This is a genomic window from Thermosynechococcus sp. HY596 (genome assembly GCF_030518715.1).
GTDB lineage: Bacteria > Cyanobacteriota > Cyanobacteriia > Thermosynechococcales > Thermosynechococcaceae > Thermosynechococcus.
In genome coordinates, this window is sequence record NZ_CP130346.1 from 61,116 (window position 1) to 74,448 (window position 13,333).

Sequence of the window (13,333 nt, forward strand, 5' to 3'; positions counted from 1 at the left end):
AACTATACGGTTGCTGCCTCTAGCTCGACTTCTTCTAGCAAGTCATTCACGGGGAAGCGATCGAGGAGGTAGCGTGCCTGCTGGGCGCTTTGGCGGAGTTGGGGACTGGTGTGGGGCGCATGGGGAATCTGGGAAAGAAAATCGAGGGTGCGCCGCAGCAATCGCACAATATCGCCGGCATCGAGATTGGTTTCAGTGCACAATTCATTCCACGGCGTGCCCAAGGCCCACTGCTCTACCAAGCCAATGAGATCCCACTCGTACCAGAGGGGAAAGATGATGTGATGGCGACGCTGCACCTGAAACAGCCGACGGCGAATGGGGCTGAGGGCGGCCAAGCGTTCTTCCACCTCACTGGCAATGGGGTAGTTGCACCAACAGTCGGAACGGGGGGTTTCAGTCACTAGAGCTGCGATCGCTGCCGCCAAGAGATGGGGGGGCAAGTCATCGAATTCGCCAGAGGCTAAGGCTAGGGCCAACCACAGTTCATTTTCGCCCCGCAGGGCAGCGGCCATTTCCCCAAGGGGGGTGGGGGTTAGGTCGTTGAGGCCACCAAAGTCCTGCAGGGCAGCAATGAGGGCAAGAAATTGCTCCCAGTGGCGTTGGGACTGTTGCTGGAGCTTGTGCTGGCGATCGCGCAGTTCCGTTTGTAGCCGTTCTTCGCGACGAACTAAGCGCAGCAGCGAATGGACATTTTGCGGCAGACTGGCTTGGAGTTGCGTGAGTTTGGCCTCAAGGTCAGCGATTTTAGCGGCTTGGGCAGCCACTTCTGGCGCGGCTAAGACAGGTGGCAGATCCGGGAGGGTACCGAGGTAGTGATTCGCCTCATTGCAGGGATAACTTTCCCCTAGACGCAGTTTCATTGCCTCTGGGGGCGGGGGGAGATTGCTACAGGGGGGGCGATCGGGATAGACAGCCAAAATATCATCAATGTCAACGACCCGAAAGCGACCATCGGCCGCAAGACACAGCCAGTGGGGCAACTGCCCGGAACCAGCAACGGGCTGACAGAGGATGGCGGCTAAGGGGGGATGATCCCGCAGGGGGGATTTGATATGGAGCCACGTCCCCGGCGGCACTGCCATCATAAAGGGGAGGAGTTCTTGGGCACGTTCCTGCTCCGCCTGCTGTTCGAGGATTTTCAGGAGGCGTTGATCCTGCCGCAGCCGTTCCCGCAGCTTCTGATACTGTGCTAGTTGCTGCCGATCAATGCCTGTGAGGCGTTGTTGCACGGTTTGCAATTCCGTTTCCAGTTGGGCGATCGCCTGCCGCTGCGGGGTCAGTTGCAATGTGGCCAAATACTGCCCAAAACTGCACTCCACCAATTCCCGCGCTTCTTCGAGGGTGTGGCGTTGGAGCAGGTTCAAGACCATGCCATAGCTGGGGGTAAATTGGCTAATGAGGGGATCCGGGGCGGCGGTGGCCAAAAATGCCGCTTCATGGGCACCCTCAAAGGGGGTTTGCAAGGTGACCACATGACCCACCGTATCCATGCCGCGGCGGCCGGCTCGCCCTGCCATTTGCAAAAATTCCGAGGCCGTCAAGAGCCGATGACCGCTGTCGGTGCGCTTCGAGAGGGTAGAAATCACAGTGGTGCGCGCGGGCATATTGATCCCTGCGGCCAGCGTTTCCGTAGCAAAGACGAGTTTGATTAGGCCTTCTTGAAAGAGGGTTTCCACAAGGGTTTTCACCACGGGTAGCACCCCGGCATGGTGAGCGGCAATCCCTTGGTAGAGGGGGGCAATCATTTCCGGGGCAACAATGTCCTGATGTTGTGCCAAAAAGGCCTCGACCCGCGCCGCTAGTGCTTGCTGTTCTGCCTTGGTGAGGAGATTCATGCCCAGGACCTCTTGAACCGCTTGGTCACAGCCGCGCCGGCTAAAGATAAAGTAAATGGCCGGCAGCATCTCCCGCTGTTGCAGTTGGCTGACCACGTAGCGGATGTTCAAAAAGTCCCGCTTGCCGCCGCGTCGCCGCAGTTCGGGCTGGCCGTGGAGCTTCGGGTTGAGGCGTTTGCGTTGGCCGTCCAAGAGGGGGAAGAGTCCCTTGCCATTGCAAAAGTAAAAGTGCAGCGGTATCGGTCGCCAGTCGGAGTAGATCAGTTCAGCATCCCCATGGACGGATTGAATCCAGTCGGTGAGTTGCTCGCCGTTGGCGATCGTGGCGGAGAGGGCCACCAGTTGAATTTCCTTGGGGCAGTAGATGATCGATTCTTCCCAAACGGTGCCCCGCTGGCGATCGTTCATGTAGTGGCATTCATCGAGCACCACCACTTCAACCCCCGCAAGGGAGGTACCCACTTCGCCAATGGGGGTGCCGTAGAGCATATTGCGGAAAATTTCCGTCGTCATCACCAGAATCGGGGCATCGCGGTTAATCGAGACATCCCCGGTCAAGAGGCCGACCTGCTCCGCGCCAAACTGCTGCTGAAAGTCACGCCACTTCTGGTTTGAGAGTGCCTTGAGGGGGGTGGTGTAAAAAACCCGCTGCTGCCGCGTCAGGGCGCGATGAATTGCATACTCACCAATGAGGGTTTTACCTGACCCCGTAGGAGCACAGACCACCACAGAGCGACCGGCATCAAGGGCAGCGATCGCCGCTTCTTGAAAGGCATCCAGTTCAAAGGGGAGTTGGGCAAGGAAGTCTGCTAGGGCCGGCGATCGCTCACTCATGGGGTAGGTGTCGGCTCCTGCTGCACCAGAACTTCACCCCTGAGGAGCCGTGCCGCCGCATCCAGTAATTGCTCCTCGAGATAGGGCTTCGTAAAGTAGCCCCGTGCCCCCAGTTGTGCGGCCATCTTGCGGTGGCGATCGGCGCCCCGTGAGGTCAGCATGGCGATCGGCAGATGGTTGAGTTTGGGATCCTTTTGAATCCGCGAGAGCAACTCCAAGCCATCCATGCGTGGCATCTCAATGTCACAGAAGACCAAGTCACAGGGCAAGCCCGAGCGCAGTTTTTCCCACGCATCTTGACCATCCCGTGCCTGCTCGACGCGGTAGCCTGCCCGCGTAAAGGTCATTGAGAGCAACTCCCGCACCGTAATCGAGTCGTCGATAATCAGCACCAAGGGTTCGGAGGCTTCCTCGGGTTCCGCAACATCCATGGTGTGACCAAAGCCACGCCAGTCGCGATCCATGCGTCCTAGGGACAGGTCAATAATTTCCAGCACGTCGGCGATCGCCATCGCGCGACCATCCCCTTGAACTGTGACTCCCGCTACCCCCACCGGCTTCGGCACCGGTCCAGACAACTGCTTAATCACGATTTCCTGTTCGCCGATGACCTGATCCACCTCCATGGCCACGAGATCATCGCCGCTGCGCAGCACAACAATTGAGACCATGCCATCGTCTTGACTGCTCCCGCCATAGACATTGCTGCGGCTAATATTGCGGCTGTACTTGAGCAAGTCCCCAAGTTTACGCACCGGCAGCAGGCGATCGTGCCACGAGAGGACACGCTGACCATCTTCTAGATTTTGGATGCGCTCTTGGGGAATATCCAGCATATCCTCCACACCGTCAATGGGGAAGGCAATGCGGCAGTGGTTATCAATGCAGCAGAGGGCTTTGGTAATACTCAGCGTCAGCGGCAAGCGGATCGTAAAGGTGGTGCCTTTGCCCACCGTAGAGTCAATGTTAATCGTGCCGCGAATGTCCTCCAGATTTTTGCGCACCACATCCATCCCCACACCGCGACCGGCAAGGGCATCGGCTTGATCTTTGGTGCTAAATCCCGACTGGAAGAGGAAGGCATAGACCTCTTGGCGCGATAGGTTGGGGGCATCCGCCTCCTTCAGGAGACCCTTCTCGATCGCCTTGCGTTTTACCCGTTCTGGGTCAATCCCCGCCCCATCGTCACTGACGGAGATAATCGCTTGACTGCCTTGATAGAAGGCTCGCACGCGAATCAAGCCTTTTTCAGGTTTGCCCAATCGCCGCCGCTCTTCGGGGGGTTCAATACCGTGATAGACGGCGTTATTAATCAGGTGGGTCATCGGGTCAAAGAGCTTTTCGAGGATGCCCTTGTCAATGAGGGTATCTTCCCCTTCAATCTTCAGTTCCACCTGTTTGCCAATGGTACTGGCAACGCGGCGCACGGCACCCGGCAAGCGGACAGACATTTCACGGAAGGGCACCATTCGGGAGCGGCTCAACCCCTCTTGAACTTGGGTAGTGACTTGACGAAACTGCCGTGCCACCTGCTCCACTTCATCAACGACATATTGGATGTCATCGGCGGCCTCCCGCACCCGCACAATTCGCTCAATCACCTCCTGCGAGAGGGTGTGGAAGCCGGTAAAGCGATCCATTTCCAAGGCATCAAACTCGACCCCTGTGGCGTGGGTTCCCCGTTCCCCTTGGCCATTGGCTGCCCGTGCTGTCGTGACGCCCAACAGTGAACTCTCAAGGAGCGATCGCTCGTAGAGGTCTTGCATTTGTTGGCTGACATCCCCCAGTTGTTGGACTTGGTAGAGCAAGTTATCAAGAAACTGCCGCAGGCGTTCTTGGGTGTCTTCGAGGCTATTGCGGTTGACCACCAACTCCCCAACGAGGTTACTCAAGGTATCGAGGTGGCGTACAGGTACCCGCATGGTTTGCTCCACCAAGGAGCCACCTTTTGGCCCTGCCCCGGCTCGGCGAGGGGTGGCCGCCTTCGCACTACTCCCTGCGGGTTGGGGAATTAATTTCTCTAAATCGGCAAAACTATCATCAGCGGTGGCAGGGGCTGGGGTGGATTGCCCCAAGAGTTGCTCGAGATCCTCAAAGGCCGCTGTAGGTGGTGCCGCCGTCTCTAAAAGCTGATCCAATTCATTGAATGTGGCAGCCTCAGGTGGGGTTGTACTCGTTGCACTTTGCTCAATCAACCCCTCCAATTCCTCTAGGACGCTTTCGGGGCTAGCAGGCACAGTGGCATCATTCACCAGTGCTTCCAGTTCTGCCATGCTGGCTGCTTCAGGGGAGAGGATAGAGTCCTCCACCAACCCTTCAGGTTCCGTCATGCCCGCAGCTTCAGGAGAGGCGAGAGATTCCTCGGCCAAGGCTTCAGATTCAGCAACGGTCGCAGCCTCAGGAGAGGTTAGGGAGGCTTCCATGAGGGATTCTAGCTCGGCAAGGCTAGCAGTCTCAGGAGCGGGTACAATCTCCTCCACTAGTGCTTCGGGTTCAGCAATATTTGCCGCTGTGACTTCAGGCATACTTGGCTCAGCGATCGCCGGCGCCTCGGATGGCGTTTCTGCCCAAGGATCATCAGGGCTTGGCGGGGCAATAAATTCCGCGAGGGCTTCTTCCGCCGCATTATCTACGACCAAGTTTTCTAGGGCATCGTTGAGACCCGGCACCTCTTCGAGGAACTCAGCCACATCCTCAGCAACATCACTGAGAGCAGGGATCTCAAAGTCCTCTTCTAGGGGAAGCAGATCGGAAGCCTCAGTGGTTTCCACCTCACCCAAAAAGTCTTCTAGGGAAGCAACTGCCTCATCAAGAGCGGCCACCTCTGAGGGGGCTTCCTCGGTGAATTGTTCAAGGAATGCATCCAGACCAAGTTCGACGGGTTCTGTGGCTGCACTCTCCTCAAGAGGACGGTCAAGTGTCAAGGGCGCCTCAAGGGCCTCAGCCATACTTTCGGCGATCGCTGGCGGCGTGAGGTCATCGAGGGATGCTTCCTCCACCTCCGCAGAGACCAGCTCACCCGAGAGTTCTTCAATTTCATCGAGGATGGCATCAAGGCTGGGTTCTGCCTCAGGCAACTCCTCAGCAGCGGTCATGTTCAAAAAGTCGGAAATCTCCTCATCAAAGGCCGCTTCATCCCCCAGCCCTAAACTGGCCAAATCCTCCTCAAGGGTGTCCTCCAGCCAGTCCGTCGGCAGCGCTGTGGCATCACTAAAAATGTCACTCAATTCTTGGAAATCAGTCCCACTCTCCTCGCCAAAAACAGTGACACCATCGCCACCGCTGCTCATTGGCTCCATTGGCTCGGCAATCTCTTCTTCAGGCACCCTCACCTCTAGCGGAGCAACCTCAGAGGCCATTTCAAGGGGTTGCAGTGGTTCCTCAAGGGTGACGGGAGCTGATTCTAAGACCGCAGGCTCTGGCGCTTCTGGAACAACAGCCGGCGCTTCCTCAATCACAGGGGGCTGAAGCGCCACTAAACTGTCACTGGGACGAATCGCACTGCCTTGACCATTGAGCACCAAGTCGCGAGCCGCCATAATCTCTTTGATCACCACGGGTGCCAAGGCCGTGAGGGGCTGAGCTGTGTTACTCACCGCCTGTTGGGCGATCGCCAGCAATTCAACCCACTGGGGCAGCGCAAAGGTTTCCCCCAATTGACCCAAATTAGAACAGGCCGCCGCCAATTCTTGCCGCACTTGGGGCGAATCGGGCTGCTTAAAGAGTTGTAACATTGCCCGCAGGCGATCGGGCACCTCCGTTTGAAAGACTAAGCGGTAGCTGGAATCAACAACGGGTTGTACCGGCGGCTTAACGGGTTCGGCCACAGGGGGAGAAGGCGCAGCTACAGGGGGCGCCACCTCCGCTCCCTGGGTCAGGTGGCTCAAGTGGGCTTGCAGTTGATTGAAGACTGGCTCCACCCGATTCAGCGTTGCCGTTGCTGTCTCCTCCGTCAAACCAAAGGGGCCTTGCAATTCATCGAGGAGTTCCCGCAGCGCATCAAAGGCTTGCAAAAAGAGTTGCTCTAGGGTTTCATCCACCGTTACGGGGTGTTCCCGCAGAATTTTGAAGTAGTCCTCCAGCTTGTGGGCGGTGTGCTGAATGCTATGGAGTCCGAGCATAGCCGCTCCCCCTTTGACGGAGTGGGCTGCCCGAAACATTTCACTCATCGCCTCGGGGTCATTGACCACCTGCTGGAGATTCATCAAACTGTCTTCAATGGTGGTCAGGTGTTCCTGCGCCTCCTCAATGAAGTAGCCAAGAATGCGCTTTTGTTGATCGCTTTGCATAGCCCCCTCCCGGATTGCTTAGGCTTGATCTTCAGTATTTTCAACGCGGAACCGTTCCACCGATGCTTGCAAGTTGCGTGCCACACTCACTAGACCTTGCAACGAGTCAGACACCCGCTGTGCCTCCTGAGAGGTGGCCTGCGCTGTCAACTCAATGGATTGCATCACCTGAGCCATGGCTCGCGCCGATTCTGTTTGCTCGACCGTAGCGTTGGTAATCGAGCGCACAAGGGTATCAATTTGCGACGACACTTGGATGATGTCCTCAAGGGCATGCTTGGCCTGTTCTGCTCGCTTGGTGCCCTCAATCACCTGCTGTGTGCCCTCTTCCATGGCGGTCATCACCGCACCGGTCTCGCTTTGAATTTGCAACACAATCTGTTCAATTTCCTTTGAGGCCTTAGCTGACCGGTCTGCCAGTTGCCGCACCTCATCGGCGACCACCGCAAACCCCCGACCTGCTTCCCCAGCTCGTGCGGCCTCAATACTGGCGTTCAAGGCCAACAGGTTCGTGCGGTTGGCGATCGACGAGATCACACCGACAATCTTGGCAATCTCTTGGGAAGATTCCGCTAGGCGCTTCACCTTGCGGGTAGTCTCGGCCACCGTTTCCCGAATCTGCAAAATACCCGCCACTGTGCGTTCCACCGCCTCACCACCACGGAGGGCTGTTTCTGAAGCATTGCGTGCCACCTCATTAGCTTCTTGGGCACTTTCGGCCACCCGCTGAATGGCGTTGGTCATCATCTGCACCGAGTTCAGGGTGACCGCTAGCTCCTCCGCTTGCCGCAGAGCATCTGCTGAGAGACTACGGGCAAAGGTTTCGTTTTCTGCGGCACCGCGACTCACCTGCTGGGCGGCAATTTTCACCTGTTGCACAATCGTCCGCAGGTTGTGAATTGTCAGGTTAAAGGAGTCGGCCACTGCGCCGAGCACGTCCGCTGTCACTTCCGCTTGTACGGTCAGGTCACCGCGGGCGGCACCCTCCACATCATCGAGGAGTCGGATCACTTGGCGCTGTAAATCATCCCGCTGCCGTTCGTTTTCCTCTGCTTTTTTCTGGGCATCAGCAGTAATTTGCTGGATGGTATCCGTCATTTGGTTAAAGCTTTGTGCCAAGAGTCCCAGTTCATCGTTACTGGTGACCGGCACCCGCGCCGTCATATCACCAGCAATCACGGCATTACACTGTGCCTGCAAATCTGTACAGAAGCGCTTGATGCGGCTGACACTGCGCTGCCCCATGGCATAGACGGCCACCCCGGCGGTGAGACCAGCAGCAGTACCACTCACTAAAGGCGCAGGGCCGGAGGCACTAAAGCCTAAACTAACGGCACCCGCAGCCAAGGCGGAAAGGACACCGCTGGTTACGGCTGAGGTAATGTTTTGCTGGCCAAAGGAACTCGTGGCCGTTGAGGTTGCTGGGACTGTTCTAGCCACAGGACGAGGACTACGGGAAGGTGTTGGCGCAGTAGCCGCTGGTGCTGCAACGGGTACTTGCTCGGTAAAGGCTGACAGATCCTGACTTGCTGGAGGGGGTGGGGTTTCAGCGCGGCTAGCGGTGCTTTGGCTCAGGCTGAGGCTAAAATCGGCCAAGTCCTCAAGACTTTGCTGGCTGAGATCAAATTCATCCGGTAAAACTGCAAAGGTCTCGGTGCCGGCATCGGCCATCACGGTGGCATCTGAGCCAACAGCCCCCATGCCATGTACTTGAGGATTGGCAATGGTCATTTCATCATCAAATCCCGCACCGGAGAGATCTGCATTGCCAAAGGAGAGATCCTCTAGGTCAAAGTCGGCAATGGATTCAAAGGGTTCAGCACCACCAGAGCTCGCTTCCCCTTGCGCGATCGCTGGCGCCTCTGGCTCCCTAACGGTTTCACCTGCGGGAAACTCAGACATGGCGATCGTCTGCTCATCCTCAAAAGTAGCGGGGTCAAAGGCCTCAGGAGACAGGGGTTCTGCCACAATATCTGGGGCTTCAAAAGCCTCAGGGGAAGCTGAGAAGTCACCAAAGAGATCGTCTTCCTCCTCGGCCGCATCAGAAGAACTGAATTCGGGCTGCGGCAACAATTCAATGGCATCTGCCGCCTCATTGGTCAACAAATCACTGATACCAGCGGCAGAGGTAGAGACTTCAGGAACATTGGTCTCAATGGATGCCGTCAGATTTGGCAAGAGGCTCTCTTCAGGAATGCTGGCTGCTGGGGCTTCCTCAATATCGCCAAAGAGACTTTCTGCCGACATATTTGCCGCTGGGGATTCCTCAAGACCGGGAAAAAGGCTCTCTTCAGAAGCGTTGGCTTCTCCCGATTCTGTAAGCCCCCCAAAGAGACTCTCTTCAGATACGGCTACTTCAGCAGCAAAGGGATCATCAAATGTTTCAAGGGCGGGGGGCGTCATTTCTTGAAACGGAGCCGCAGTACTTTCTGATGTCTCACCATCAAAAACAGGGCTGGCGGGTTCGGACGGGGTCAAAGGAGAACTTCCCATGAGCATTGTGACATCATCATCACTGATGGACTCTGTACCTAGGGGCTGCACGGATTCGCCGATGGGAATTTCTGGAATGTCTGCGACTGGCTCCTCCAAAGAATTGGCCGAAAAGGCAAAGGGATCCTGAACCGCCGCATCTTCGTCGAAGGGATTAAAGGCACCCTGTTCTAAACTGGCGCCAAATTCTTCCTCAATGCCGCCCACCTCAAGATCGTCAAAGGGGTTACTTGTCCCTAAATCGCTACCAAAGTCATCAAAGTGATCAAGACTCAATTCCTCTGAAGGGCTTGCGGCTTGGGGTTCCACAATGGGTGGCGTGGTTTGCAAAAAGGTATTGTCCCCCTGAAGTTGGGTGTGATCTCCTTGCAGGGTGGTATGGTATTCTTCGCCCCCGTTCTTGGCAGGTTCAGCAGCGGGAATCAAATCTTTAATCTTGGCAAGGCTCTCGTTGGCCAGATTGATCAATTCTGGATCCGTTGTGGCATTGAGAACCGCATGGTACTGCTCTTGAGCCTCGCTGTAGCGTTGTTGACAGCAGTAAATGTGCCCCCGCAGCAGCCGTAGGTTGGGATCGCCCGGTCGGGTGCCCACCAATTGGTCAGTGATTTTGGCCGCCTCTTCATAGTTGCCTTGCACATAAGCGGCAACCGCTTTTTGATATTCTTGGGTGTGTTGGGTGCTGCTGGATGCCATGGGCTTACTCCCAGAATGGATGATGACAAGGGGCAAAGAATTCTCAAGGACTACATCAAGGAAGCTTTAATTACAAAGTATGCGCCAATCCTTGGGAAAGATATCACGGGGGTGTTAATTTTCCTAAAGTGACTGGTGTTGATGAGTTCCATGGTGACACTTGAGCACGAGTGTCCATTGAGATTCTACTTTTTCTAGTTTAGAGTCCCCAGCGAGCACTGCGTAAAATGGCGAGGGGATCCAAAAGCTTAACAATGTCCTGTTGCTCGGCATCAAAAACCCATTCGCCACGGACAAAGGGAGCCATCTGATCGCTGACATGGGTCGCGGGCTTAATGGTGTCATTGTTGAGCCACTCCATGCCTCGGACCTGATGAACTGCTAGCCCTACCATTAACTCATCATCTTCAATGGCAATAATCGATAGCTCAGAGCGATCGGTATTCAAGGGGGTGTCATCGCCAAGAAACTTACCGGTATCCGCGACCCAAATCACCTGCCCCCGCAAGTTCAAAATCCCCAGTAGCAGATTGGAGGTATTGGGCACTGGTGTAATGCGATCGGGAGTCACGGCCACAACTTCGCGTACCCCAATAGCCGGTAGGGCTAGGGTATCACCGCTAGGGATGGTAAAGAGGATATGCAAATCCCCCTCTGGGGTTCTGAGGTCATCGATATTGCCACTTTCGATGGGGGCATTGGTTGCGAGTAAGTCTGAGCTACTAAACATTTTTTTAGCCTCGCAAGAGTTGCTTGATGGTGCCAACCAGTTCTTTGGGGTCAAAGGGCTTCGTAATGTACGCATCAGCCCCCTGTTTCATGCCCCAATAGCGATCAAACTCCTCACCTTTGGAGCTACAGATCACCACGGGAATGGATTGGGTGCGGGGGTCGGACTTAATTTGGCGACAGACTTCATACCCATTCATGCGGGGCATGACAATGTCGAGGACAACCACATCGGGCGTGCTCTGCTGCAATTGCTCCATTGCCTCGACACCATCGGTGGCAACGGTTACTTCAAAGCCTGTTTTCGCCAGCAATTCGCTGATCATTTCCCGCTGGGGTGGACTATCTTCGACAACTAAGACTTTACTCATAGGGGGTTACACGTAGAATTAAGGGTTTGCTTTATATTGTAAAAGCCTAAGAGGTTGACAGGTTGATGATAGCTAACCTGCTAACGGGGCGTCTCAAGGCCTGATTTTGGTTCTAGCACGTCGCCAAAGGACTCGTCTGTTAAGGAGGTCACAGGTGGGGCTGCACCAATGTAATGGTGCGTAATTGTTAACAATTCTTGAGTTGAAAAGGGCTTGCTGAGGTAATCAGTGGCACCGGCCACTTTGGCGCGCAGGCGATCGCTCCAACCCACGAGGCTAGTCAGCATAATAATCGGCGTATAACGGAAGCGAGGGGTGTGCCGCAGAAGGGTGCAAAATTCGTAGCCATCCAATTCGGGCATGGCAATATCGAGGAAAATCAGGTCGGGGTTGAGTTGGAAAATGAGACTCAAGGCCGTTAAGGGGTGGGCGATCGCCGTCGCTTCATACCCTGCGGCTTGTAGGGTGGATTCAACCACTTGACGGACGGTGGCGGCATCATCCACACACACGACCCGGGGCGATCGCCGCCAAGAGAGGGGGGGAAAGGTACGGGTGTGGCCATTGGTTCCCCAAGAACTGACTTGTAAGTACCCTTGATGGAGATAGGGCAGCAGGAGTTTGCCCACCGTCACGCCATCTCGTCCCAGTTGCCGACTCAGACGGCGCAAGGTGATCCGCTCGCGCACGAAGGGTTCCAGTTGGCGAAACCACTGATCCGCTGGATCGTTGCCTGTGGGTTTAATATCCGTCAGTTCGAGGGATTGATCAAGGGAACGCAACTCTGGATGCAGTTTTTTCCATTCCCGCAGATGACTCAGGCTGTCATTGAGCAGCATTGTCAGGGAGAGATTGTGCCATTGGGGGGTGAGGGGACTCGCACTATAAAACTTGAACCAAGCGCGATTGAGGCTAACAACGTCAAAGAGACTTTCCCGCAGCAGCGCCCGCCACACGCTATGGATTTGATTGAGCTTGCAGTGATCGAGGAGCCACCACAGGCATTCGTATTCCACCCAACTGGCACCAGCTTTGCTTTCGATGAAGCTATCGGGACTCGGCCAAGGAATGCCCTGCCCATAGAGCAGATCCTGCAACCGCTCTAAACTGTGGCTGTGGCGATCGGCAATATACACTAAGTGGCCATGAGTCAAAAAGAGAAGCCACGTCTGACCGGCATCATCTTCGAGGTAGAGTTCCCCGGTGCGCTGGCCAAGGGCAAGGGTTTGGCACAGCGTGTAAATATCCGTATCGTTGAGGCATCCTTCCATGGCGCTATTATAGCGATCGCCAGCGGGCTGACCGCGACACCGGATAGTCAGTCTCAGTTAGCGCTGGGTATAGCTAGAGAGCAATTGCACCAGTTGCTTCACAAGGGCTTCCTGATCGCGATTGATCTGGGGAAAGTTAAAGTCATCGCGAATATGAACCTCAAAGCCCGGCACCACCTCAATGCGCTTCCAAGATTCCGGTTGCGGTGAATGGCTCGGGGGCGGTACCTCGCGGCGGCTGACACTGGGACTGACGCGCATGGGTTCCCCATAGCGATGCTCGGAGCGGTCTTGTACCTGTTGCAAAAAGGCCAAAGCTGGGTTGATCGGGGGTGGATTCAATTGCAGATGAACCCCTTGCTCAAGGAGTGCCCGCAGTTCTGGGGTGCTCATGCGGTACACCAGCTTGTAAATGGCACCTGCGGTATAGCCCTCCATCAACAGCCGCCGCACCACCAGCAATTGCACCAGGTGGCGATAGCCGTAGCGCCCTTCGCGGCCAATGCGAGCGGGACGGTCAATCAATTTGCAGGAGGTGTAATGGCGCACCAGACGCGGGTTGACCTCTTCCAAAACACGGTTTTTGGAATCCTCCTGGGGGAGGTGCTGGGGTAAGAGTTCGTTGGCGATTTCCACCAACTCATCTAATGACCATTGATCCTGAACGTGGATGAAATCTTGAATTGTTGCCATGATGAACAAACACAGCCTTTTTTGAACGAAAAAACAAAGAAGTCAGTTAGAGAGGAATTTCCCTGTCCCAGATAGAGCGCAAGGGCGCCCCTAGAGCAGGAGTGAAACTATATTATCGT

General features: G+C 55.7%; 7 protein-coding genes. All 7 read right to left on the reverse strand.

The genetic code is table 11. The features are described from left to right. Window positions 1-2: 2 nt before the first annotated feature. Complete coding sequence (locus QYC28_RS00325) at window positions 3-2,672, reverse strand: RNA helicase (protein ID WP_149817101.1); 2,670 nt, start codon at window positions 2,670-2,672, stop codon at window positions 3-5. Continuing rightward, window positions 2,669-6,961, reverse strand: coding sequence for a response regulator (locus QYC28_RS00330; protein WP_302679659.1), 4,293 nt, complete (start codon window positions 6,959-6,961; stop codon window positions 2,669-2,671). The genes QYC28_RS00325 and QYC28_RS00330 overlap by 4 nt, the downstream gene beginning before the upstream one ends. A gap of 18 nt (window positions 6,962-6,979) precedes the next feature. Then, complete coding sequence (locus QYC28_RS00335) at window positions 6,980-10,150, reverse strand: methyl-accepting chemotaxis protein (protein WP_302679660.1); 3,171 nt, start codon at window positions 10,148-10,150, stop codon at window positions 6,980-6,982. Window positions 10,151-10,349: 199 nt separating this feature from the next. Further along, a complete protein-coding gene (locus tag QYC28_RS00340) occupies window positions 10,350-10,880 on the reverse strand; it encodes a chemotaxis protein CheW (RefSeq protein ID WP_149817107.1) in 531 nt (176 codons plus the stop codon). 4 nt (window positions 10,881-10,884) lie between these two features. Then, window positions 10,885-11,250 carry a response regulator transcription factor gene (locus QYC28_RS00345; RefSeq protein WP_149817109.1) on the reverse strand — a complete coding sequence of 122 codons (366 nt, stop codon included), beginning with the start codon at window positions 11,248-11,250 and terminating at the stop codon, window positions 10,885-10,887. A gap of 80 nt (window positions 11,251-11,330) precedes the next feature. Beyond that, a complete protein-coding gene (locus tag QYC28_RS00350; RefSeq protein ID WP_149817111.1) occupies window positions 11,331-12,521 on the reverse strand; it encodes a response regulator in 1,191 nt (396 codons plus the stop codon). Window positions 12,522-12,578: 57 nt separating this feature from the next. Further along, the gene (locus tag QYC28_RS00355) at window positions 12,579-13,214 is read right to left on the reverse strand and encodes a MerR family transcriptional regulator (RefSeq protein WP_149817113.1); all 636 of its coding nucleotides are present in this window, start codon (window positions 13,212-13,214) and stop codon (window positions 12,579-12,581) included. Between the last annotated feature and the right edge of the window lie 119 nt (window positions 13,215-13,333).